17 protein-coding genes are annotated in these 22,719 nt (G+C 63.2%); 6 read left to right on the forward strand and 11 right to left on the reverse strand.

The genetic code is table 11. The features are described 5' to 3' along the window. The first annotated feature begins 374 nt into the window (after positions 1-374). From HV675_RS07415 to HV675_RS07425, 3 genes are all read left to right on the forward strand, one after another. Complete coding sequence (locus tag HV675_RS07415) at positions 375-872, forward strand: hypothetical protein (RefSeq protein WP_246270135.1); 498 nt, start codon at positions 375-377, stop codon at positions 870-872. 175 nt (positions 873-1,047) lie between these two features. Then, the gene (locus tag HV675_RS07420) at positions 1,048-1,728 is read left to right on the forward strand and encodes a hypothetical protein (RefSeq protein ID WP_175110223.1); all 681 of its coding nucleotides are present in this window, start codon (positions 1,048-1,050) and stop codon (positions 1,726-1,728) included. A 181-nt stretch (positions 1,729-1,909) separates the two neighbouring features. Continuing rightward, complete coding sequence (locus tag HV675_RS07425; protein WP_175110224.1) at positions 1,910-2,893, forward strand: cupin domain-containing protein; 984 nt, start codon at positions 1,910-1,912, stop codon at positions 2,891-2,893. A 128-nt stretch (positions 2,894-3,021) separates the two neighbouring features. Here HV675_RS07425 and HV675_RS07430 read toward each other — a convergent pair whose 3' ends face one another. The 8 genes from HV675_RS07430 to HV675_RS07465 form a co-directional block, all read right to left on the reverse strand. After that, a complete protein-coding gene (locus HV675_RS07430) occupies positions 3,022-4,056 on the reverse strand; it encodes a S1C family serine protease (protein ID WP_175110225.1) in 1,035 nt (344 codons plus the stop codon). 130 nt (positions 4,057-4,186) lie between these two features. Continuing rightward, positions 4,187-4,834 carry a GTP cyclohydrolase I FolE gene (gene folE / locus HV675_RS07435; RefSeq protein ID WP_175110226.1) on the reverse strand — a complete coding sequence of 216 codons (648 nt, stop codon included), beginning with the start codon at positions 4,832-4,834 and terminating at the stop codon, positions 4,187-4,189. A gap of 135 nt (positions 4,835-4,969) precedes the next feature. Further along, the gene (locus tag HV675_RS07440) at positions 4,970-6,010 is read right to left on the reverse strand and encodes an ABC transporter ATP-binding protein (RefSeq protein ID WP_175110227.1); all 1,041 of its coding nucleotides are present in this window, start codon (positions 6,008-6,010) and stop codon (positions 4,970-4,972) included. Continuing rightward, the gene (locus tag HV675_RS07445) at positions 6,007-7,002 is read right to left on the reverse strand and encodes an ABC transporter ATP-binding protein (protein WP_175110228.1); all 996 of its coding nucleotides are present in this window, start codon (positions 7,000-7,002) and stop codon (positions 6,007-6,009) included. Before HV675_RS07445 ends, HV675_RS07440 begins: the two co-directional genes overlap by 4 nt. Position 7,003: 1 nt before the next feature. Continuing rightward, the gene (locus HV675_RS07450; protein WP_175110229.1) at positions 7,004-7,927 is read right to left on the reverse strand and encodes an ABC transporter permease; all 924 of its coding nucleotides are present in this window, start codon (positions 7,925-7,927) and stop codon (positions 7,004-7,006) included. A gap of 4 nt (positions 7,928-7,931) precedes the next feature. Next, positions 7,932-8,870, reverse strand: a complete 939-nt coding sequence (locus HV675_RS07455; protein ID WP_175110230.1) for an ABC transporter permease subunit — start codon at positions 8,868-8,870, stop codon at positions 7,932-7,934. A gap of 16 nt (positions 8,871-8,886) precedes the next feature. Continuing rightward, complete coding sequence (locus tag HV675_RS07460) at positions 8,887-10,503, reverse strand: peptide ABC transporter substrate-binding protein (RefSeq protein WP_175110231.1); 1,617 nt, start codon at positions 10,501-10,503, stop codon at positions 8,887-8,889. Between the two features lie 218 nt (positions 10,504-10,721). Beyond that, entirely contained in the window at positions 10,722-13,382 is a 2,661-nt protein-coding gene (locus tag HV675_RS07465; protein WP_377700743.1) for a TonB-dependent receptor plug domain-containing protein, read from the reverse strand. A 1,059-nt stretch (positions 13,383-14,441) separates the two neighbouring features. Here HV675_RS07465 and HV675_RS07470 point away from each other — a divergent pair. Genes HV675_RS07470 through HV675_RS32740 form a run of 3 tightly spaced genes read left to right on the forward strand, consistent with a single transcriptional unit; the run spans position 14,442 to position 16,259 of the window. Then, positions 14,442-15,053, forward strand: a complete 612-nt coding sequence (locus tag HV675_RS07470) for a MotA/TolQ/ExbB proton channel family protein (protein WP_175110233.1) — start codon at positions 14,442-14,444, stop codon at positions 15,051-15,053. Between the two features lie 22 nt (positions 15,054-15,075). After that, positions 15,076-15,495: an ExbD/TolR family protein gene (locus tag HV675_RS07475; protein ID WP_175110234.1), complete on the forward strand. Its 420-nt coding sequence runs from the start codon at positions 15,076-15,078 to the stop codon at positions 15,493-15,495. Then, on the forward strand, positions 15,492-16,259 hold the full coding sequence (locus HV675_RS32740; RefSeq protein WP_175110235.1) for an energy transducer TonB: 768 nt from the start codon (positions 15,492-15,494) through the stop codon (positions 16,257-16,259). The genes HV675_RS07475 and HV675_RS32740 overlap by 4 nt, the downstream gene beginning before the upstream one ends. A 94-nt stretch (positions 16,260-16,353) precedes the next feature. Here the strand turns inward: HV675_RS32740 and HV675_RS07485 are convergent, their stop codons facing one another. From HV675_RS07485 to HV675_RS07495, 3 genes are all read right to left on the reverse strand, one after another. After that, positions 16,354-17,925 carry a methyl-accepting chemotaxis protein gene (locus HV675_RS07485; RefSeq protein ID WP_175110236.1) on the reverse strand — a complete coding sequence of 524 codons (1,572 nt, stop codon included), beginning with the start codon at positions 17,923-17,925 and terminating at the stop codon, positions 16,354-16,356. 222 nt (positions 17,926-18,147) lie between these two features. Further along, entirely contained in the window at positions 18,148-19,437 is a 1,290-nt protein-coding gene (locus HV675_RS07490; protein WP_175110237.1) for an MFS transporter, read from the reverse strand. Between the two features lie 261 nt (positions 19,438-19,698). After that, complete coding sequence (locus HV675_RS07495; RefSeq protein ID WP_175110238.1) at positions 19,699-22,713, reverse strand: FAD-binding and (Fe-S)-binding domain-containing protein; 3,015 nt, start codon at positions 22,711-22,713, stop codon at positions 19,699-19,701. Positions 22,714-22,719 lie beyond the last annotated feature (6 nt).

Below are 22,719 nucleotides of genomic sequence, written 5' to 3' on the forward strand. Positions count from 1 at the left end.
GGAAACAGCGCACAGACTCGACCATGTCGTGCGTGTTACTGACGGTCATCGCGTGAGGCGAGACACGTTCATATCAGGCGCTCAACCGGGCTGTATTGCTATACGTACTATCTTTGACGCACCTGAACATCGTCTCAGACGAGATTTATCGCAAACCCCATTCTTCTTTGTCGAGCTTGTCGAAGATGTTTCATTTTTGATTCATGGTTTCGCTAACCAGGCTCGAGGCGTGTGCGAATTGTTTCAGGCATGCAAACGGGTAACCTTTCGTTACAACGGTACGCGTCACGGAAATCGGTGTTATTTGAGAAATGATACGCATCACTGAATAATAGAAAGAAATTTTTGCTGATGCTTTTCGATTGCGTTTTATCGTGCCTGTTCGTATTCTTTCCTTTCCACGATCCGAGGAGGTCGTCATGTGTGCCGTCAGGTGTGCTGTCATAAGTACAAGTAAAAGCAAAGGTACAACGCTGCTCGTCATGGCGCTCGCGCTCTGCGCATCGAAGTTTGCGGCGGCGCAAAGCGCCTCTGCTCCCGAAGCGGTTTCCGGCGCCAACCCGGAAGCACAGGAAATGCTCTACTACGTGTGCGGTCAGGCGGGGCTCGAAAAGACGGTCACCTCGCCGGACCCGAAACATCCGTTCAATCTCGGCGTCACGTTTCTTGCGCAACAGAACGGTACCCCCCTTTCGGACGTCACAGTCCGGCTACGGCGGCATGGAAGAGTGCTGATGGATTTCGTCGCAGGCGGACCGCATTGCCTGTTCTCGGTGCCCTCGGCCAGCTATCGCATCGAAGGAACGTATCGCGGTGAAATGAAGTTCGAAATTGTCGAAACAGGAACGTTTGATACGCAGATCAAGTGGTAAACCGCCCCCTGCGCACCGCTGGTGCCGCGCATGCAGTCACCGTCGTCGCGCAGGGATTCTTGCCTCTCGTGAAGGTCGCACGCGCATCTGATCATAAGAAGCAACCGGGTTGCCCTGGCATAGCCGGGTATACGTCTGTTGCCGCGACGATGCGCTTTCCTGCCGGAGCAACACCGTGACAACCGACAGACTTTCGTCAGACACGCCGACACTGGGCAGTGTGAAGACCGTGTCAAAAATCGAAACCCCTGCTGCAAGCGGTCACGCAACCGTGCCGCCGCGGCCCACGGCCGCACGCTGGATCACATGGGGGCCGGGCAGCAGTGCGGCGCTGAGTGTCGTGTGCTTTGTGTTGATTCTTGGCGCGGCAATCGGCTTCCAGCATGCCGAACAGAAACCGGCCGCTCGCGAAGAAGCCACGCCGCGCGCCACGATGCCGACGACGCGCGAACGGTCCACGCTCAGCGGCGTCGACACGCCCGGCAGCAGCGCGCCAGCCGTGGCGATGCCGGTCGCGGCGGAGAGTCAGGCGCCCCCGCCCACCATCGAAACAACGCTGGCGCACGCACGCGCCTGCGCAGCGGCGGCACGCTGGAGCTGCGTGCTCGAAGCCGCGAACAGCGTGCTGGCAATACAGGAAGGCAATCCGGAAGCGCAGTCACTGTTGCAGCGTGCGATCGTCCAGGGTGGCTGGGCAACCGAGACGTCGTCGAGCACGTATCAGGCGGCCGCAGCGCCGGGCACGGCGGCCACGCCCGTGGTGAAATCGCACGCACGCCGCCATTGGCACACGGCGTCGCGCAAGAAGTCGCCGGAGACGGCGGATACTGCGGCCGACTCGTCAGCCGACGAATAACAGACGCGACACAGCGGCACGCCGCACAGCGTGCCGCCTCCACGCAGTCCCCACCGCAGCCCCTCGCTGCGTGGCCTCAATCGTTCCAGTAAAATCAGACCACCTTGCACACCGCTGTACGCAGTACAGCGGCGCGGCGCCGGATGCGAATTCCCAAACGACTACAACACACACGGCTTTTATGGATTTACTCAGCCGACTTCTTTCGCTGATGCCGGTCAGCGGCCGGCTCGAGGTGCGCTGTCACTTTGGCGCACCGTGGGCGATCGAGGAACAAACCGCCGGCATGCGCGAAATTCCGTATCACGTGTTGATGGCGGGCACGGCGGTGGTCGAAGACGGCAATGGACCACCGCAGCGGATCGGCCCCGGCGATATCGTGCTGTTTCCGTCGGGTAGCGCGCATCGCATTCACGATGGCAGCGGCAAATCGCCAAAGCCGCCACTCGCGCGTCAGAACGAGTCGCTGCTGATCGTCGAGAACAGCGAGCCGGGCGTGTCGGCGGATCTGCTTTGTGGACGCTTTCTGGTCGGCGCCGTGCCGGACCGGCTGCTGCGCGATCATCTGCCGGGACGGCTGATCGTGCACGGCGCGCCGCAACACGCGGCCGCGAGCGACGGCAACGCCGGCACACGCCTCACGCGGCTGATCGAATTGATGCGTGAAGAAGCCACCGACCAGGGCCCCGGCAGCGAAACCCTGGTCAACCATCTGTCGGCGGCGCTATTCGGCCTCACGCTGCGCTTTGCCGCCGAAGCGTCGCAGGCGCCGCTCGGACTGCTCGCGCTTGCCGGCCGGCCGCGCCTGCAACCGGCGATCACCGCGATGTTCGACAGGCCTGGCGAACCCTGGACGCTCGATCAGTTCGCCGCGCTCTGCAACATGTCGCGCGCGACCTTCGTGCGGCAGTTTCAGGAAGCGATCGGTCGATCCGCAGCCGACGTGCTCACCGAAGTGCGCATGACGGTTGCCGGCCGCCTGCTGTTGCAAACCACGCGGCCAGTCGCCGATATCGGCGAGACCGTCGGCTATCAGTCCGACGCGGCGTTTCAGCGCATCTTCAAGCGGCACACCGGCATCACGCCGTCGCGCTGGCGTTCGTCCGGCGGCAACGTCCACGCGAAACAGACTGACGACGCGGAACTGGATAGCGCCGAGTCATAACGTCGAGCAACGCGCGGGATCACGTGCAGGATCTTTTGTGCAGCGCGCTTCGCCGCGGCGCGCTGCTCGAGCGCGACGCGGCGTAGCCGTGATGGCCACGCCGGCGCCGCACCTTGCACGCGCAAGCGTCAGCCGGTCTGCTCGACCGGCGTCACGGTCAGTTCGAGCCGCTGCGCGCCGCGCAGTACCGTCATACTCACGGCGCGGTCGATCCGCGACGCGTCGAGCACGCGCTGCAGCGTGTCGACCCCATCCACCGGCAACCCATCGATCGAAGCTATGCGATCGTCGGTCCTGACACCCGCCAGCGCGGCCGGGCTGTCTTTCACCACTTCCATCACATACACCGCGCTGCCGGACGTCAGGCCGAAATAGCGCTGCATGCGTCGCGGCAACGCGACCGTCGTGCCGGCGACGCCGATATACGCACGCCGTACGCGGCCGTGCGCGAAGATCTGCATGATGACCCACTTTGCGGTATCGATCGCAGTCGCAAAGCAGATCGCCTGCGCGCCCGGAATGATCGCGGTGTTTACGCCGATCACCTGGCCCGCGGAATTGATCAGCGGGCCGCCGGAATTGCCGGGGTTGAGTGCGGCATCGGTCTGAATCACGTCATAAATCATGCGGCCGGAATTCGAGCGCAACGAGCGGCCGAGCGCCGATACGACGCCGGTCGTCACGGTCTGCTCGAGCCCGAGCGGATTGCCGACCGCGATCGCAATCTGCCCGACGCGCAGTTTGCCGGAATCGCCGAGTTCGACATGCGGCAACGGCTCGGCTGAGCCGATGCGCAGCACCGCGAGGTCGGTGTGCGGATCGTCGCCGACCAGATCGGCGTCGAACTTCGCCCCGTCGGCAAGCGTCACGCGAAGATGTGCCGCGCCGTGCACGACGTGGCTGTTCGTCAGCAGGTAGCCGTCCGGCGTAAACAGAAAGCCCGAGCCGGTGCCCGCGCGTGCGGTTCGGCCATCGGGCATGCGGCGCTCGACATCGATAAACGCGACCGCCGGGCGCACGCGGTCGAGCGCACCGATCACGGTGCGCGAATACGCGTCGAGCAATGCGTCATCGAATGACGCGGAAGGAATCGGGGTGGCGGGCTCCGGCGCGCCCGGCGCGGCGCCCGACAGATCGTCGATGAAACGGGGACGGCTTCCCATGAGGTAGCTCCAGGATAACTGGGCTCGCACATGCGGGGCCTGGCAGGCGTTTTTCAAGGGTATCGCGCGTGCTGCCGCGCCGGCGCGCCCCCCCCAGCAAACACCCGGACAGAGCCGGGCGCTTAAGCGCCTAGGCGCCGCCTGAACCTGTCACCCGTAAGAATTCAGCCCGCACCGCGCTATCGCTCGCGAATTCGCCCGCAAACGACTGCGTCACGACCCGCTCGTCGCCGCGTCGAACCTCGCCGATCAACTGGCAAAGCTGCTCCGCCTCGATCACGCAAGCCGCGCCGCGCGCATGACCGTGTGTCATCAATGCGTTCGCGATGGCGTCGGTCGCCCACTCCTGGTACACGAACCGGTGACACACCGCGTCGACGAGCCGCGTCAGACCGCCGAAACCGTACAGCCGCCCGCCCGGCAGATAGGCGATATGCGCGACCCCGCGAAACGGCAGCAAATGATGCGGACACATGCCGTGCACGGTAATGCCGCGCATGATCACGACATCGCGGCGCGCATCGGCGAAGCCGCTGCCAAGCGCCTCGCCCGGTTCGATGCCGTAGCCGTCGAGCAGCCGCTGTTGCCACAATTCGCGCACGCATTGCGCGGACGTGCGCAAGTGTTCGCTTTCGACGTCGACGCCCGCGGCGGTCAGCATCGCGGTCACCGCTTTTTCGAACGCGGCCGCATCGAACGGCCGCACGCGCGCAATGCCGGTAGCGGGCCGCTCGCGCGGCGCATCGTCGCGCGTGTACTGATGTCCGGGGTATGACATGGGCTTCTCCACATGGTCGGGCGGCAGTTGCCGCCAGGAATCGACACCCTGCGACAATAGAGAACAGGCCCGCCACGGGGATATTCCTTTTACCGCCTTCGACGAATAGCGTAGACAAGACTTCGCGCCACCCGATCAAGACGGATGTTCGTCCACGCGAATGCAAGCGACCTTGCCGGGCCGACGCGGCCACGCGCGCGCGGCCGGCACCTCCGCCGCGCAGGCTTCGATGGCCTGCGGGCAGCGCGTGCGAAACACGCAGCCCGACGGCGGATCGAGCGGCGACGGAATCTCACCGCGCAACAGCAGATGGCCGCGCGTGCGCTCGACGGCCGGATCGGGCGTCGGCACCGCCGACAGCAAGGCACGCGTGTAAGGATGCAGCGGCGCGCCGTAAACCGACTCCTTCGTGCCGAACTCCATCACCCGCCCGAGATACATCACGAGCACGCGATGGCTGATCGCCTTGACCACCGCGAGATCATGCGCGACGAACAGCAGCGACAATGAAAGCTCGCGCTGCAGATCGCGCAGCAGATTGACGATTTGCGCCTGGATCGACACATCGAGCGCGGACACCGGCTCATCGCAGATCACCAGCCGCGGCTCGCCGATCAGCGCGCGCGCAATGCCGACGCGCTGGCATTGGCCGCCCGAAAACTCATGCGGATAGCGCTGCAGATGGTATGCATTGAGGCCGACGCGTTCCAGCATGGCTTGCACACGCACACGCACCTCGGCGCGGCTCATATCGGGCCGATGCGTTTTCAGCGGTTCGGCCACGATCTGCCCGATCGTCATGCGCGGATCGAGCGACGCGAGCGGGTCCTGAAAGATCATCTGCACATCGCGGCGCAACTGCCCGATATCGCGACGCGCGCCGAACACCGTTTCCTCGCCGCGCCAGCACACGCTGCCGCCGGTCACAGGAACGAGGCCGATCAGCGCACGCGCAAGCGTCGACTTGCCGCAACCGGATTCGCCGACAAGGCCGACCGTCTCGCCGCGCCGCACGTCGAACGACACGCGTTCGACCGCTCGCACGGTTGCTTTCGGCGACCACGGCAACGCACGCCGGCCCGCGCGCGCAACGCTGAAATGAACGGTGAGATCTTCGACCGACAGCAACGGCTCGTCGCCAGATTCGCGTGTCGTGTGATGCGAAAGCGGCGTCATGCCTGCGCTCCGATTCGTAAGCCGGCGATTTCCGCGGGCGATTTGTGACATGCGCGCGCCCCGCCTTCAAATACCTGCAATGCGGGCCGCTCGACGCGACACACGTCGCCCGCATACGGACAGCGCGGCGCAAACGCACAGCCCGCGCCGGCCATGCCCGGCAACGGCGGATTGCCCGCAATCGTGCGCAGCGGCGCGTCGCCTTCGTCGGTGAGGCGCGGCAGCGCATGGAGCAAGCCGGCCGTGTACGGATGGCTCGGCGCCGCGAACAAGGTGCGCGCGCTCGCGTGCTCGACGGTGCGCCCCGCGTACATCACCATCACGTCGTCGCACAATCCCGCGACCACGCCCATGTCGTGCGTGATCAGAATGATCGCGGTGCCGCGCTCGCGATTCAGTTCGCGCAGCAGTTCGATGATTTGCGCCTGCACGGTGACGTCGAGCGCAGTGGTCGGCTCGTCGGCGATCAGGATATCGGGCTCGCACAGCAGCGCCATTGCGATCATCACGCGCTGCCGCATGCCGCCGGAAAACTCGTGCGGGTACATGCCGATGCGGCGTGCGGCATCCGGAATGCGCACGCTGTCGAGCACGTCGATCGCGCGCCGCCGTGCTTCGCGGCGCGACATCTGCCGATGCAGCTGCAACGCCTCGGTCATTTGCCGCTCGATCGTCAGGAACGGATTCAGCGACGTCATCGGGTCCTGGAAGATCATCGCGATACGGTCGCCGCGAATACGATTCAGCTCGCGCGCATTCAGCTTCAGCAGATCCTGCCCGCGATACGACGCTTCGCCCGATACCGTGCCGTTCGAGGCGATCAACCCAAGCAGCGCCATCACGCTCTGGCTCTTGCCCGAACCCGATTCGCCGACGATGCCGAGCGTACGGCCGCTGTCGAGCGAAAACGATACGCCCTGCACCGCATCGACCGGCGCGCCATCGTGACGCGCAAAGCGCACGCTGAGGTTCTTCACTTCGAGCAGCGCCATCTCAACGCTCCTTCGGATCGAACGCATCGCGCAGGCCGTCACCGACGAAACTCACGCAATAGAGCGTCACGCACAGCGTCAGCGCGGGACACAGCAGCAGCCAGGGCATTGCTTCGAGCTTTTGCGCGCCATCCTCGACCAGCACGCCCCAGCTCGTCATCGGCTCCTGGACACCGAGACCGAGGAACGACAGCACCGATTCCGTCAGCACGATGCCCGGCACCGTCACGCTCGCATACACGACGACCACGCCGATCAGGTTCGGCACGATATGCCGCGCGATGATCGCCAGCGGCTTCACGCCCGTCGCACGCGCCGCGTCGACGAATTCGCGCGTGCGCAGCGTCAGCGTCTGACCGCGCACGACACGCGCCATATCGAGCCACGAAAACGCGCTGATGGCCAGCACGACCAGATAGAACGCACGGCCGAACAGCGTCATCATCAGGATCGCGATCAGCATGTACGGAATCGCGTACATCATGTCGACGATGCGCATCATCACCGCATCGGTGCGGCCGCCGGCATAACCGGAAATCGCGCCATACGCGACGCCGAAAACGCCCGATACGAGCGTGCCGAGCAAGCCGACCTCGAGCGACACGCGGCCGCCTTCGAGCGTGCGCACGAGCAGATCGCGGCCGACCTCGTCGGTGCCGAACCAGTGCGCGCCCTGCAAAGTGGGCGCAAGGCTGATCGCGGACCAGTCGCTGTCGATCGCGTTATTGGGCAGCAACAGCGGCCCGATGAAACACGCAAGCACGATAAGAAACAAGATTGCAAGCGCAACGAGCGCCGCGCGATTGCGCATGAAACGTGCGCACGCCAACGCGAGCGGGCTGCGCGAACGCGGCGGCTGTGCCGGCGCCGGAGCGGCTGACGACGAAGGAGAGACCACACCGGCAACGAAAGATGAGCGATTCATAGAGTCAGTACCGGATGCGCGGGTCGAGCCACGCATAGGCAAGATCGACGAGCAGATTGAACAGAACGGCCACGACGGTGGTCAGCACGACCAGCCCGAGCACGAGCGTGTAGTCGCGATTGATCGCACCGTTCACCACAAGCTGGCCCAGCCCCGGCAGCGCGAACACCGACTCGGTGACGATCGCCGACGTAATCGACGAGATGCACACCGAGCCCATCAGCGACACGACCGGCATCAACGCGGGTTTCATGGCATGCCGGAGCACGATGGTGCGCATCGGCAGGCCTTTCGCGCGCGCGGTGCGAATAAAGTTGCCGCTGAGCACTTCGATCATGCTGCCGCGCATGACGCGCGCGATGGTCGCCAAATTGATCAGCGTGAGCAGCACGACGGGGAGCACGCGATATGACCACGCGCCATCGCCCCAACCGCCCGCGGGCAGCCAGCCGTGGCCGCTCGCGGTGCGCAGCAGGATTGCGAAGATCCACACGAGCACGGGCCCAAGCACGAAAGCCGGCACCACGTTGCCGATATTGCCGAGCACCATCACGCCATGATCGACCACGCTCCCGCGACGCACCGCCGCGAGCGTGCCGAACCCGACGCCGAGCGCCAGCGCGATCGGCACCGAGATGCCGCCGATGCCGAGGCTCACCGGCAACGCCTTGCGCACGAGATCGTTGACGGTCCAGTCGCTATAGCGGAACGACGGCCCGAGGTCGCCATGCAGCAGCGCGCCGAGATAATTCAGGTACTGGCGCCACAGCGGCTGGTCGAGGTGGTACTTCGCATTCAGGTTTTGCAGCACGGCCGCGGACAGTTTGTGTTCCGCGTCGAACGGGCCGCCCGGTGTCAGATGCAGCAGCAGATAGCAGACGGTGATCACCGCCAGCACGGTCGGAATCGCCCACAGCGTGCGGCGCAGCGTATAAGCGAACATCAGCGCACTCCGTTGCCTAGTGTTTGACGATGTACATGTCCTGCGTCACGCGCTGGTCGATGTAGTTGGTCGACGAATAACCGCCTACATACGGCTTCACCAGCCGGTTCGTCGCATACTGGTAAAGCGGAATGACCGGGTAGTCGTTCATCGCAAGTGCATGCGCCTGGGTCAGAAGCGCGGCGCGCTTGGCGTCGTCGACTTGCGCATTGCCCTGGTCGATCAGCGCATCGACTTGCGGATTGCAATACTCCTCGTCGTTTTGCGAGCTATTGCAGCGTACCAGGTCGAGGAACGACGTCGCGTCGTTATAGTCGACGTACCAGCCATTACGCGCCACCTGCGTCCTGCCTTCGTGGCGCATCTTCAGCAGCACCTTGTATTCGACGTTTTCGAGCTTGATGTTCACACCGAGCTTGGTGCGCCATTCCGACGAGATAAACAGTGCGATCTTCTTGTGCTGCTCGTTCGTGTTGTACGTGAGCGTGAGCGTCAACGGTTTCGCATCCGAATAGCCGGCGTCCTTCAGCAAGCCACGCGCATAGTCGACGCGCTTTTGCATCGGCCACGACGCCCAGTCGGGCTTGAACGGCTCGGCGCCCTTCGTGCCATTCACCACCAGACCGTATGCCGGCACTTCGCCTGACTGCATCAGCCGCGCGGTCAGCAGATCGCGATCGATCACCATCGACAGCGCCTGCCGCACCCGCTTGTCGCGCAAGGCGGGATCCTTGTTGTTCAGGTTGTAGTAGTACGTGCCGAGCGAGAGCCCCGATTTCAGCTCACCGCCGAACTGTTTGCCAAGCTGGGGGAAGACGCCGGACGGAATGGTGTAGGTCATATCGAACTGCCCCGCCTGATACATCCGCTGCGCGGTTTCATCGCTTTCGATCGGCAGATACGTGACCTTGGTGATCTGCACGTCGCGTGCGTCCCAGTACTTGCCGTTTTTCACCATCACGATCTGGTTATTCGGCTGCCAGTCCGACAGCGTGTAGGCGCCGTTGCTGACCATATTGCCGGGACGCGTCCATGCGTCGCCAAACTTCGCCACCGTATCGCGATTGATCGGCACCAGATCCGACTTCGCAACTACGTCCGGCAGGAACGACACCGGCGTTTCGGTTTTCACTTCGAGCGTATAAGGGTCGACTGCGCGAATGCCGAGCGTGGACGGCGCCGCTTTGCCCGCGACAATCGCCTTCCCGTTCTTCACAAATTCAACGAGGATCGTGTATTTGGAGCCCGTTTTCGGGTCCGCGAGGCGCTGCCACGCGTAGACAAAATCGGCTGCGGTGACCGGCTGGCCGTTGCTCCAGCGGGCCTCATGACGCAGCTTGAAAACCCATGTATCGGGCGCGGTGCGCGTCCACGACTGCGCGACGCCGGGCACGACATTGCCGGCCGCATCGACGCGCGTGAGGCCCTCGAACAGATCGCAGCCGATCGTATTGGCGATCACGGTCTCGATATGCGCGGGGTCGAGCGATTCGACCTCCGATTGCGCGTCGCGCGTCAGTTCCTGCTGCGCCGCGAGCGTGACGCCGGCGGGAATAGTCGCGGCCGGCGCATGAGCCGCAAGCGAAACGACGAGCGCACCGAGCGCCGTCACAGACAATAGCTTCGATTTCATAGGCGATTTCAACGGAACTCCACGTACGGATCAGGCTGCGCGACGTCGCCGATCCGGTCAACATCAAACAAAAAAAGGCCGGCGGTGCGCGCAGCACCGCCGCCAAGCCCTTTCATCGGAAAGCAGAAAGAGCGAGAGGAGAATCACCTCACCTTCGACACCTCCACAGCCGTACTGCCACCGGCGCACATCACGCCGGTGCTTGATGCCCCTTCACATCAGAAGCGGTACGTCGCACCGATCTGGAAAGTCCGGCCCATATCGGTGTACAGCGACTGGTCGTAACCGGTGATGTCCGGATACGACTGCCATTCGACGTCGAACGGCGGCGAGCGGTCGAACAGGTTCGTGATGCCGCCGTAGATCGTCCAGTGCTTGAAGCCGGTGTATGTCGCCATCAGGTTGAACTGGCTATACGACGCGACCGACAACGTGCCGCCGTCGCCGAACTCTTCCGCGACCGCATTCGTGTACGGGCCCGTGTACTGCCACGTGAGCGTCGTCGTGAACTTGCGGTAGTCCCAGGTCAGGCTCGTATTGCCCTTCCAGCGCGGATTGCTCGCGCCGAACGGCTGCAGGAACGCGAAGTTGTTGCCGGCGAAGTCCTGGGTCGGCTGGCCCGGCGAATTCAGCTTGAAGTGCCACACGTACGCCCAATCGCCGGAGAGCGTGAAGGTGCCGAAGTTCGTGCCGACCGATTTGCGGAAGTTGAAGTCGAAACCATCGGTATCCAGCGAACCGAGATTCACATATTGCATGTTGATAAAGCGGATCGACCCGTCCGCATTGCGGACCACCACTGACGGATCGTTCGCCTGCAGCAGCGCGTTCGGATCCTGCGTGCCGATCACGCCGTCGATGTGAATCTTGTAGAACGCCGCACCGATATCGGTCGACCGGTCAGGCGACAGTTCGAAGCCGATGTTGTAGTTCTTCGTGTGCTCCGGCTGCAGATCCGGATTGCCGTTGGTCTTCTCGGTCGTAAAGTGCGTCGTCGGTGTGCCGCTCGGGTCGTTCGGATCGCTCAGGTTCTGGTGCCCCAGATAGGCCGCCTGCGAGTTCTCCACCAGCGTCGGCGCACGGAAACCGCGGCTATACGATGCATACGTGGTGATCGCCTGGACCGGCTGGAAGCGCAGCGCGAAGTTCGGCGAGAAGGCGCCGCCGAAGTCGCTGTAGTGGTCGTAGCGGCCCGACTGCGTAAACGTCAGGTTGTGCACGATCGGAATATCGACCTGGTAATAGACCGCCGCGACGTTGCGCGAACCGTCGACGGTCTGCACCTGCGCCGGCGTCACGATACCTTGCGACGACAGCGTGCGCGGGTTGATCACCGAGCTCTCGTGGCGGAACTCAGAGCCGAGGCCGAGGCCGACGTTGCCGCCCGGCAACGTGAACAGATTGCCCGTCGACATCTTCGCGGTGACGTCGTCGATCTTCGAGATCGCCTGCTGGTCGTCCTGCGAGAAGAGGCCCGCGGTGCCGTTCGGCGTCGACGCAGGGTTCGCGAAGTTGAACACGCCGTTCGCGAGAATGTTCTGCACACCCGCTACGTTCAGCTCATTCGCATAGCTCGTATCGACCGTGCTTTGCGAATGCCCATAGTCGACCTGCCAATCCCAGTCGCCGACCTTCGGCGTCGTAAACGAACCCTTTACGCCGGTCGACGCCTTCCAGAACGTCGAAACCGTATCGGCAACAATCGTATGCCCCGGGAACGTATAGTTGATCGCCGTCGGCACGCCGAACGGATTGAACGGATTGCTTGCCGACACGGTTCGATCGAGCGGCGACACCGAGCCGGTCGCCGGATCGAACACATTCGACAGACTGCTGAGCGCGGCAGGTCCCTGCAGCTGCACGGTCTCATCGCGGCTCAGCCACAAATCCGCATAGGCCTGCGTGTTGTCGTCCACCTTGTATGTGCCATGCACTTTCGCGTTCCAGCGCGTAGTCGCGGGAATCAGCGAAGTCTGCGACGCGGGGTTATGCACGCACACCTGACCGTTCGAGTTCGTGCTGGGCGGACACGGGTTGATCGGCGCGGTGCTGCCATCGGGAAGCTCCCAGTTCGACTGCTGGTTCGGACCGAGCGGCCCCGCATGGCCACCGGGGAACTGCGAGAAGTCCTGGTTCGCGGTCATCGAGCGATCGCCGAGCGTCGAACCGGAATCGCGATACCAGCTCGCGGCCGCGGTGATGTTGTAGCGATCCGTGTTCAGATCGCCAAAACCGCCGAGCACGCTGAACTGGCCCTGGCCGTCGCCCGGATGCTGCGTCTTGCCCGCCTGCCCGCTAATCTCCAGGCCCTGGAAATTCTTCTTCGTGATGATGTTGACCACACCCGCAATCGCGTCCGAGCCGTATTCCGACACCGCGCCGGTCTTCACCACTTCGATGTGGTCGACGATGTTAAGCGGAATCGAGTTGACGTCGAAGAACGTGTCGGTGAAGTTGACCGGCACCGCGTAGTTCGCGACACGCTGACCGTCGACCAGCACCAGCGTGTACTTCTCGCTCAGGCCGCGCAGTGCGATGCCGGCGCCGCCGGGCGCGGTGCTGTTCATCGTCGATTGCGACCAGCTGCTCGCGGAGTTCGCGGCCATGCCGCGCAGGAAGTCGGCCACTGTCGTGTAGCCGCTTTGCTCGATTTCCTTCGGGGTGATGGTTTGGACTTCGATGTTGCCGGTCTTATCCGACGTACGGATCAGCGAGCCGGTCACTTCCACCTTCTCCAGCTTGCTGACCGGCGCGGATGCGGCCGGGGCGCTGCTTGCCGCTGCTGCGGGGGCGGCCGTGCTGTCCGGCGTGCTTTGCGCATACGCGACTGGTATGCACGCGGCCGTCAACACGAGCTCGGCGCCTATGATTCTCGTCATGGCCGAGACCAATTTCTTCTTTTTCACTTGCTCTCCTGCTTGTTGTAGAGGCCACCTTCATTGAACGATCTGCGCGGCGCGCGAGTCGCGCGTGCACAGCCGTGCGAAGTCCGATGTGATCGGCGAGTTCGTCGCCGCCGGTACCTATCCCTGGTCTCGCACGTCCCGTCCAGAACGCCTTGCCGATCGTGTCGGGCGCGTACTGGTTCTAAAGCGACCGCAGCGGAAGCAGGACGCATGCCAAGTGAAAGTCGTTGCAAGCGCAACGACCTGGGCCAGCCTCTATTGGTATTGACGCAAGTGATTGATTAGCCTCACTTAGCGTATAGATTCACCGCCCCGCGCGATAGGCAAACGTGCTCTCTTCCGCGATTAACGCGTAACCGGCTAAAGGGTTATCGGTAAATAGGTATTAGCGGTTTTATTCCCGCCATGGTGCATGGTGCGCACCCACCGAAGGCGCGTCTTTCCGAACAAGTGCATGCGTTTTTCATCACGCAAATTGCATTGATTCACTGAAATCGGGCAGATATCGAATGAAAGAAATGTTTGTAATTTATTTGTTATGTCGCCTTGTTTAGCCCTGCCACAAAGGACTTTCGAATTTTGGTCCATTATTTTAGCGATCTTTCACAGTTAAATAATTGTAAGAAACTTGTCTATCGCGAGCAGCCGATTTGCACCATCGGACAGCGCTTTTTTAAATTAGCACCAAGCCAATACACGGGAAATGCTGAATCCCGCTTTGCAATCCACTAAAACTTCTTTGCGTTCGTTCGCGCTCGACGATTTAATCCACCATTCACACTTGGGAGGTCGCGCGTTTTGCGACGCTTATCGCAATTCGATCTCCCGGGAAAGCCAGTGTTTTCAGTGGTTTCGTGCGCCCGACAGGCCGCCGCGCATGGTTTGCGCAGCGTCTGTTCACGCATGTTCGCGCCCGCCTGGTACGCCACTTGCATTGCTCGCGGCGCCTTCAAGCCGGCCACCCACGAGGGAACCGACAACGAAAAACCCTGCCGTTATGCAACGGCCGTTTTGAGCTAACAGGAGTCCGCAGTGCTGAACACGCTTATCACCTACTCGATCCAGTCGATGGGTCTCATCCCGCTGCTTGCCTTTATCTTTTTGATCGGCATTGCGATCATCATCGAACGCTTCATGTTCTTTTCGCGAGCGGTGCGCGCAGGCCACACGCTCGAGCACGACCTGAAACTGGTCAATACCAGCAACCTCGACGACGCGGCGAAGGTTGCCGACCACTACAGTCAGACCGTGCAAGCCGAACTCGTCAGAACCGCCCTGAAGGCGAAGGGCAAGAGCGAGGCGGTGGTCGAACGGGAGATCGAAGAGACGATCATGTTCCAGCTGCCGCGCCTCGACCGCAACCTGTGGGTTCTTGACACGGCTGTCACGCTTGGACCGCTGCTCGGTCTGCTGGGCACGATCATCGGCATGGTCGAATCGTTCAATGTGCTCGGCACGAGCGGCACGGCCAATCCGAACGGTGTGACGGGCGGCATCGGGCATGCGCTCACCGCGACCGCGTGCGGCCTGACGATTGCCATTATTTGCGTGATCTTCCTCAACTACTTCAACAAGCGGATCCGCATGACGGTCAACCAGTTCGACCTGATCAAGTCGCTGCTCGTGTCGCGCTTCGCCGCATAACGCACGAGAGGAGGAAAGAATCATGCGCAACCATCGCAGTCACTATCTCGGCGGAGAAGAGAAAGCCCGCATCGAGATCATTCCGATGATCGACATCATGATGTTCCTGCTGGTGTTCTTCATGCTTGCCACGCTGAAGATGATCCAGGGCGCGGGCATCAAGCTCGATCTGCCGCAATCGAGCACCGCCGAGCAGTTGCAGCAGACGGTGAAGGTATCGATCGGCGTCACGAAATCCGACCAGCTCTATCTGGACGCGAAGGAAATCACGCCGGAAGCGCTCACCGCGCATCTGCAAGGGCTGGTGCACGACTCGAAGAAAGTCGACGTCGCGATCGCCGGCGATGAAGGCACGAGCTACAAAAATATCGTCAAGGTGATGGACCTGGTGCGTGCGGCGGGCATCAGTTCGGTTGCACTGGCAACGAATCCGACGACATGAACTCGCCCGCGATCGATATGAACGGCACGCAACGACCTTTGACCGGCGCACTCTGGGCATCGTCCACGCCGACGCGTCACGGCGGTCTTTCGATGAAGACCGCGGTCGGCGTCGCCTTGCTGGTTGAAGTGCTGCTGGTTGCGGGCCTGTCGCAGGTCAGGTTCGAGCCGCCCCCGCCGCCGCCGAAGGAGATGCGTGTTCAGCTTGCGCCACCGCCGCCGCCCGAGGTGAAGAAGCTGGAGCCGCCGCCCGCGCCACCTGAGCCACAGAAGCCTGTGCCGAAGACCGTGCAGCCCAAGCCATTGCCGACACCGAAGCCGCCGCCCGCGAAACCCGCGCCGGCGCCCAAGGAAGCGGTGATTCCCGCGGCGGCCAATCCCACGGCGAATGCACCGGCTCTCGCAACCGCGCCCGCGACATCAGCGCCATCGACGCCGACCGCCGCCGCCGCACCCACCACGCCGGCCCCGCCGCCGGCACTGCATGGTGTGGTCGACGGACGCGGACATTGCCAGTCAGTGCAACCGCAGATTCCGCAGCGCGCGCTTCAGGAGGGCATTTCCGCGAATGTGATCGCGCATCTGTCGATCGGCACGGACGGCAACGTGAGCGACGTGAAAATCGTGCGCGTGACGCCGCCGACTTCCGTATTCAACCAGGCGGTGATCGCCGCGGGACGCGCTTATAAGTGCGAGAAAAACGCGGAGCCCTATGTGGGCGAAGTGGAGTTTTCGTTCAAGACCACTGCATCCGACGACGAGTAGCGCGACCGTGCGATTCGTGGCGTGAGGGTGGGTACCCGCTGCTCTGCGCTGATTCGGATCTTCGCGCGCCGGTTATGAGCCGGCGCGCGAATTCCTAGCGGTGCGCCGCCCCGCCCAATTCAAAAATCGCCACCGCCGCATTCAACCGGTGCGCCTGTTCTTCAAGCGCCCCCGCTGCAGCCGCGGCTTCTTCCACCAGCGCCGCATTCTGCTGCGTGACCTGATCCATCTGCGCGATCGCGATATTGATCTGCCCGATGCCGGCGCTCTGCTCGGACGACGCCGTTTCGATCTCGTTCATGATCGCGCTCACACGCGTGATCGATTCGAGAATCTCGCGCATCGTGTCGCCCGAGCGCGTGACGAGCGCCGCGCCCGATTCGATGCGTCCAGTCGACTCGCCGATCAGATCCTTGATCTCTTTCGCCGCCGACGCACTGCGCTGCGCAAGCGAGCGCACTTCGCTCGCGACGACCGCAAAACCGCGGCCGTTCTCGCCCGCCCGCGCCGCTTCGACCGCCGCGTTGAGCGCCAGAATATTCGTCTGGAACGCGATGCCTTCGATCACCCCGACGATATCGCCAATCTTGTGCGAATCGGTCACGATGTGATCCATCGCGCCGACCACATTGCGCGTCAGCTCGCCGCCCTGGCTCGCCAGCGACGATGCGCCCGTCGCCAGCGAACTCGCGACCTTCGCATTGTCCGCCGTCTGCTTGAGCGTCGCGCCGAGCTGCTCGATGCTCGCGACAGTCTCTTCGAGCGACGCCGCCTGCTGTTCGGTGCGCTGCGACAGGTTCGAATTGCCCGCCGCGATCTCGCTGACGCCGGTGTGAATCGACTGTACGCCGCCGCGCACGTTGCCGACGGTCGCGATCAACGATTCCTGCATCCGCTTGAGCGCCGCCGTCAGCACGCCCATTTCGTTGCTGCTCTCCACCACGATATTGCCGCTGAGATCGCCCGCCGAAATGCGCTCGAAATGCGCGATCGCCGCATCGGCCGGTTTAACGATTGCGCGCAACAGCACGAAGCGCATCAGCCATGACAGCGCGAATGCCGCCGCGAGCCCGACCGCCACCAGCGTCATCACCAGACGGAACTCGTCCTGCGCCTTGCGGTAACGATCCTCGCCCTGGTCCATTTGCACCTTCTCGACCGCGAGCATCGCCTTCTCGAATGCGCTGTAGAGCTTCGGCAGTTTGTACGCCTGAATCTGCAGGAACGTGTCCCGGTCGCCCGCGCGCAATGCGGCAAGTCCGGGCTCGATGCCGTCCTTGAGCAGCGTGTCGCGCGCGGCCTGCATCAGTTGAATCTGATTGCGCGCTGCGTCGCTGTCGACCGCGGCGCCGAGATACTTCGCGAGCTTGTCGTTCGAAATCTCGAGATAAGTGTCCGAGCGCTTAAGTACCGCGTCCGCGCCCTTCGCATCGTGCAGGTCGCTCAGCGACGCGTAGGTTGCGAGGGCAAGGCGCAGCCGCAAGAGTTGCCCCGCGCTGTTCTCCAGATTCGCGACCGCTGGGGTATCGACGGTATAGGTTTGTTGCAGCGCCTGGTTTTCCGAGCGCAGCGCGATCAGGCCAATAGCTGCGCCCACAGCCAAAGTGATTGCAAATGCAACGACCATCAAGGTCAGGCAAGCTCGTATCGACAGATTTTTTTTCATAATTGTTCGGCGTGGTCAAACGGACGCCGCGATATTCTGGTCTCTTTCGCGGCCCTCGCTACGGTCATCGGCACGCGGCTTACAAAACTTTAGTTCTCCATGCGGATGGGAGTCCGATGGTGTATCAACGCCACTTGAATTCGGCAAAATGTCCAGCGCGCCCGCCGCGTCAGGCGCGCCGCACGGGGCTGCGTGCGGCGCGCGAGCGCTGGGGCGCCGGTATCAAACGAATTTGCGCGCTTCGGCCGAGGGTTCTTCTACACCGTCGGCGCCGAGCGCGCGGTCCGGCCGCATCGTGAACGAGAGCAGAATGCCGAGCGCCATCAGCACCATCGACACGGTGAACGGCAGATTCCAGTTGCCGGTCAGATCGATCAGCCAGCCGCCGACCACCGGGCTGATGATGGCGGCCAACGCCGACCCGGTGTTCATGATGCCGCTCGCGGTGCCCGCATGCTTCGGCGCAATATCCATCGGCACGGCCCACATCGGCCCGATCGTCATCTCGTTGAAGAAGAAGCCCCCGGACAGACACACCGCGGCGAGCGTGATCGAGATGTTCGACACGAACATGATCGGCGCGAGCGACAGCAGCGTCAGGAACATGCAGACGCCCACCATCACATTGCGCGCAAGACGCACGTTGCCGCGCGAACGCAAAATGCGGTCGGTCAACGAGCCGCCAAGCCAGTCGCCGAGCACGCCGGCAAAGAACACGCCGGAGGCGAACAGCGCCGACTTGCCGAGCTGCATGTGATAGTTGTGCAGGAAGTACTGCGGAATCCAGCCGAGGAACAGCCACAACACCCAGCCATAGCAGAAGTACACCGCGGTGACGGGCGCCATGCGGCCGAGCAATGCGCGCCACGGCACCGGCGTGCGCTGCTTCGCGCCGCTATACGACGACAGCGTCGCACATTCGGTCTCCGTAATACGCGGATGCTCGCGCGGGTTGTCGCGGAAGTACCAGATCCACATCAGCGCCCACAGGAAGCTCACGATGCCGGTGATGATGAACGCGCCGCGCCAGCTGGTCGACACCATCAGCCAGACGATCAGCGGCGGCGCGACCGCATTGCCGATCCGCGAGGCCGCGTGCGTGATGCCCTGCGCCATGCCGCGCTGGTCCGCGCGCATCCAGTTCGACATCGCGCGCGTCGCGGTCGGGAACGTCGCGCCTTCGCCGAGGCCGAGCAGCACGCGCGCAAAAATCATCGATGCGAAGCCGCCGGCAAGTCCGGTCAAGATGGTTGCGCCCGCCCAGATTACCGCGCAGATGCCGAGCGTGCGGCGCGGACCGAAACGGTCGCCGACCCAGCCGCCGATAATCTGGAAGATCAGGTACGGATACGCGAACGCGGAAAACACAAAACCGACTTGCGTATGATTCAGGCCCAGTTCCGCGCCGAACTGGCTGGCGGCGGTGCTGACGTTGACCCGGTCGATATACGTAATGAAATACATCGCGCAGAGCAGCAATAGAACGCGCGTCGTGGCTCGACGGAACATCATCCTCTCCTATAGTTGTGTGCGAGATCCTGCGGCGTGCTCGCGCACACTGAAGGCATCGCAATACAAACGTCGAAAGCGTGGTGGCAGCGGATGCCGGCCGTTACTGCGTTCGGCCCGGCATGCCGCCAGGATGGATATGGCGAGGTCGTGTCATGGCTTTGTCTCCAGGGTACTGATGCTGTATTGCCGCTCCGGGGTGTTCCCCGCTATTCGTTCGATTACTCCCCGTCCTTGCGTTTCGCTTGTTCGTTCAGTGATCCTCTACTCCAGCGCCGCCGCCAGCACGCGTGCGACATGCAGCGCCTCGGTCTGCGCTCCGTCCGCGATCTGATGGCGGCAACTCGTACCGTCCGCGACGATCAACGCGTCGCCGGCTTTTCTGACGGCAGGCAGGAGCGACAGCTCCGCCATCGCCTTCGATGCGTCGTAGTGCTCGGCTTCGTAGCCGAAACTGCCCGCCATCCCGCAGCACGACGACTCGATCGCCTCGACCTTCAACTCCGGAATCCAGCCGAGCACCGTCTGCACCGGCCGCACCGCATCGAATGCTTTCTGATGGCAATGGCCGTGCAGCAGCGCCTTGCCGGTATGCAGCCGCTTGAGCGGCAACTTCAGGCGCCCGGCGTCATGCTCCCGCACGAGAAATTCCTCGAACAGGAACGACGACTTCGCGAGACGCTCGGCCGCGTCGCCGTATCCGTAACCGAGAAACTCGTCGCGCAACGACAGCAGGCACGACGGCTCGAGTCCGACAATCGATACGCCGCGCTCCACATACGGCAACAACGCATCCAGCGCGCGGCGCGCTTCCGCCTTCGCCTCGTCGACGAGACCCGCGGACAGAAACGTTCTGCCGCAACACAGCGGCCGTTCGCCATCCTTCACGTTGAAATGCACGGTGTAGCCCGCCGCTTCGAGCACACGCTGCGCGGCCCGCGCGTTATCCGGCTCCATGTAGTTATTGAAGGTATCGACAAATAACAGCACTTCTTTAGCGCCTGCTTCAATCTTCACGCGCGGCTGCGTCGCCGGCAGGAAGGGCTTCGCAAACTGTGGGAAAGAGCGCTGTGCTGCGAGACCGAGCCGCGCCTTCATCCAGCGTGCGAACGGCATCCGTTCGAGCGAACCGGCGAGCGCGGGCATGCGGCTCGCGTATTGCGCATAGCGCGGCAGATACGCAATCAGCCGCTCGCGCAGCGTCGTGCCGTGACGCGCATGCCACGCGGCGCGTGCTTCGATCTTCAGCCGCGCCATATCGACACCGGTCGGACAGTCGCGCTTGCAGCCCTTGCACGACACGCATAGATCGAGCACTTCCTTGACATCGCTGCTAGCGAGACCCTCGTCGCCGAGTTGGCCTGAGATTGCGAGACGCAGCGTATTCGCGCGCCCGCGCGTGACGTGCTGTTCGTCCTTGGTGATCCGGTAGCTCGGGCACATCGTGCCCGCGTCGAACTTGCGGCAATGGCCGTTGTTGTTGCACATCTCGACCGCTTTCGCGAGTCCGTTCGCGCGATCGCCGCCGGAGCCGCGCGTGCCTTCGTCGCCGGTCAACGGGTCGCGCGTGACATTCCATGCGGACCAGTCGAGCACCGGCTTCCATTCGCGTTCGCGATACGACGGCGGAAAGCGGAAATTGCTGGCGTCGTCCATCTTCGGCGGATTGACGATGCGATCCGGGCTCAGCCGGTTCTCCGGATCGAACAGCGCCTTGATATCGCGGAATGCCTGGTTGATGCGCGGGCCATACTGCCACGCGACCCATTCGCCGCGGCACAGACCGTCGCCGTGCTCGCCCGAATACGCGCCCTTGTATTCGCGCACCATCGCGGCGGCTTCTTCAGCAATGGCGCGCATTTTCTGCGCGCCGTCGCGGCGCATATCGAGAATCGGCCGCACGTGCAGCGTACCGACGCTCGCATGCGCGTACCACGTGCCTTCGGTGCCGTGCTTGTGAAACACGTCGGTCAGGCGGCTCGTGTAGTTCGCGAGATGTTCGAGCGGCACCGCGCAGTCTTCGATAAACGATATAGGCTTGCCATCGCCCTTCATGCTCATCATGATGTTCAGGCCGGCCTTGCGCACGTCCCACAGCGCTTTCTGCGCGGCGGCGTCCGGCATTTCGACCACCGAGCCCGGCAGGCCGAGATCGCCCATCAGTTCGACGAGCTGGGCCAGCTTCGCGGTCTGCGTATCTTTGTCAGAACCGGCAAACTCGACCAGCAGCACGGCCTGCGGCTCGCCGACCAGCGCTTTTTCGACGACCGGGCGGAACGCCGGGTTCGACATCGCGAGATCGATCATCGTACGATCGACCAGCTCGACCGCGACCGGGCCGAGCTTCACGATGTGCTGCGTCATGTCCATCGCCGCATAGAACGTCGGGAAGTTCACGATGCCGAGCGTCTTGTGCGCAGGCAACGGCGAAAGCTTCAAGGTCAGCGTGCGGCTGAACGCGAGCGTGCCTTCGGAGCCGACCAGCAGATGCGCGAGGTTCGGTTCGCCATCCGCGGAAAACGCCAACGGGCTCTGGCATTCGAACAGATCGAGGTTGTACCCGGCCACCCGCCGCAGCACTTTCGGAATCTGTTCGCGCATCTCGTCGCGTTCACGCTGCGCGATCTTGCGTACGTCCTCGACCAGCGCGCGCGTGCGCCCATCGGCGGTCATCTTCGACAGCCGGGTAAAACATGCCTCGTGGCCGTCGGCGAGCACCGCGTCGATCGCCTCGACGTTGTGCACCATGATCCCGTATTCCATCGAGCGCGAGCCGCACGAGTTGTTGCCCGCCATGCCGCCGATCGTGCACTGCGCGCTAGTCGACACATCCACCGGGAACCACAGCCCGTGCGGCTTCAACCATGCATTCAGATGATCGAGCACGACGCCGGGTTCGACCGTGATGGTGCGTGCGTCAGGATCGAAGTGCACGATCTGGTTGAGCCACTTGCTGGTATCGATCACCAGCGCTTCGCCGATCGTCTGCCCGCACTGGCTGGTGCCCGCGCCGCGTGCGAGCACCGGCACCTTGCTGTCGCGCGCGATGTCGAGCGCGAGCGTAAGGTCCGCCTGGTCTTTCGGCACGACCACACCGAGCGGCATGATCTGGTAGATCGACGCATCGGTCGCATAGCGGCCGCGCGCCGCGCGCTCGAACAGCACGTCGCCTTTGAGTTCGGCCGCCAGACGCGCGGCGAGCGGCGTGAGCTTCGCACGCGCGGCGGCGGGCATCAGATGAATCGGTTGCACCAGGGCTTGAGGGCGGGAATTCAGCATCGGCAT

It is taken from the genome of Paraburkholderia solisilvae (genome assembly GCF_902859875.1).
Lineage (GTDB): Bacteria > Pseudomonadota > Gammaproteobacteria > Burkholderiales > Burkholderiaceae > Paraburkholderia > Paraburkholderia solisilvae.

Excerpts from the sequence above, each read along its gene's own strand:
- HV675_RS07475 (WP_175110234.1), top strand. The coding sequence starts at position 15,076 with ATGCGCAACCATCGCAGTCACTATCTCGGCGGAGAAGAGAAAGCCCGC.
- HV675_RS07460 (WP_175110231.1), bottom strand. The coding sequence starts at position 10,503 with ATGAAATCGAAGCTATTGTCTGTGACGGCGCTCGGTGCGCTCGTCGTT.
- HV675_RS07495 (WP_175110238.1), bottom strand. The coding sequence starts at position 22,713 with ATGCTGAATTCCCGCCCTCAAGCCCTGGTGCAACCGATTCATCTGATG.
- HV675_RS07430 (WP_175110225.1), bottom strand. The coding sequence starts at position 4,056 with ATGGGAAGCCGTCCCCGTTTCATCGACGATCTGTCGGGCGCCGCGCCG.
- HV675_RS07490 (WP_175110237.1), bottom strand. The coding sequence starts at position 19,437 with ATGATGTTCCGTCGAGCCACGACGCGCGTTCTATTGCTGCTCTGCGCG.
- folE (WP_175110226.1), bottom strand. The coding sequence starts at position 4,834 with ATGTCATACCCCGGACATCAGTACACGCGCGACGATGCGCCGCGCGAG.
- HV675_RS07450 (WP_175110229.1), bottom strand. The coding sequence starts at position 7,927 with ATGAATCGCTCATCTTTCGTTGCCGGTGTGGTCTCTCCTTCGTCGTCA.
- HV675_RS07485 (WP_175110236.1), bottom strand. The coding sequence starts at position 17,925 with ATGAAAAAAAATCTGTCGATACGAGCTTGCCTGACCTTGATGGTCGTT.
- HV675_RS07425 (WP_175110224.1), top strand. The coding sequence starts at position 1,910 with ATGGATTTACTCAGCCGACTTCTTTCGCTGATGCCGGTCAGCGGCCGG.
- HV675_RS07455 (WP_175110230.1), bottom strand. The coding sequence starts at position 8,870 with ATGTTCGCTTATACGCTGCGCCGCACGCTGTGGGCGATTCCGACCGTG.
- HV675_RS07440 (WP_175110227.1), bottom strand. The coding sequence starts at position 6,010 with ATGACGCCGCTTTCGCATCACACGACACGCGAATCTGGCGACGAGCCG.
- HV675_RS07465 (WP_377700743.1), bottom strand. The coding sequence starts at position 13,382 with ATGACGAGAATCATAGGCGCCGAGCTCGTGTTGACGGCCGCGTGCATA.
- HV675_RS07445 (WP_175110228.1), bottom strand. The coding sequence starts at position 7,002 with ATGGCGCTGCTCGAAGTGAAGAACCTCAGCGTGCGCTTTGCGCGTCAC.
- HV675_RS32740 (WP_175110235.1), top strand. The coding sequence starts at position 15,492 with ATGAACTCGCCCGCGATCGATATGAACGGCACGCAACGACCTTTGACC.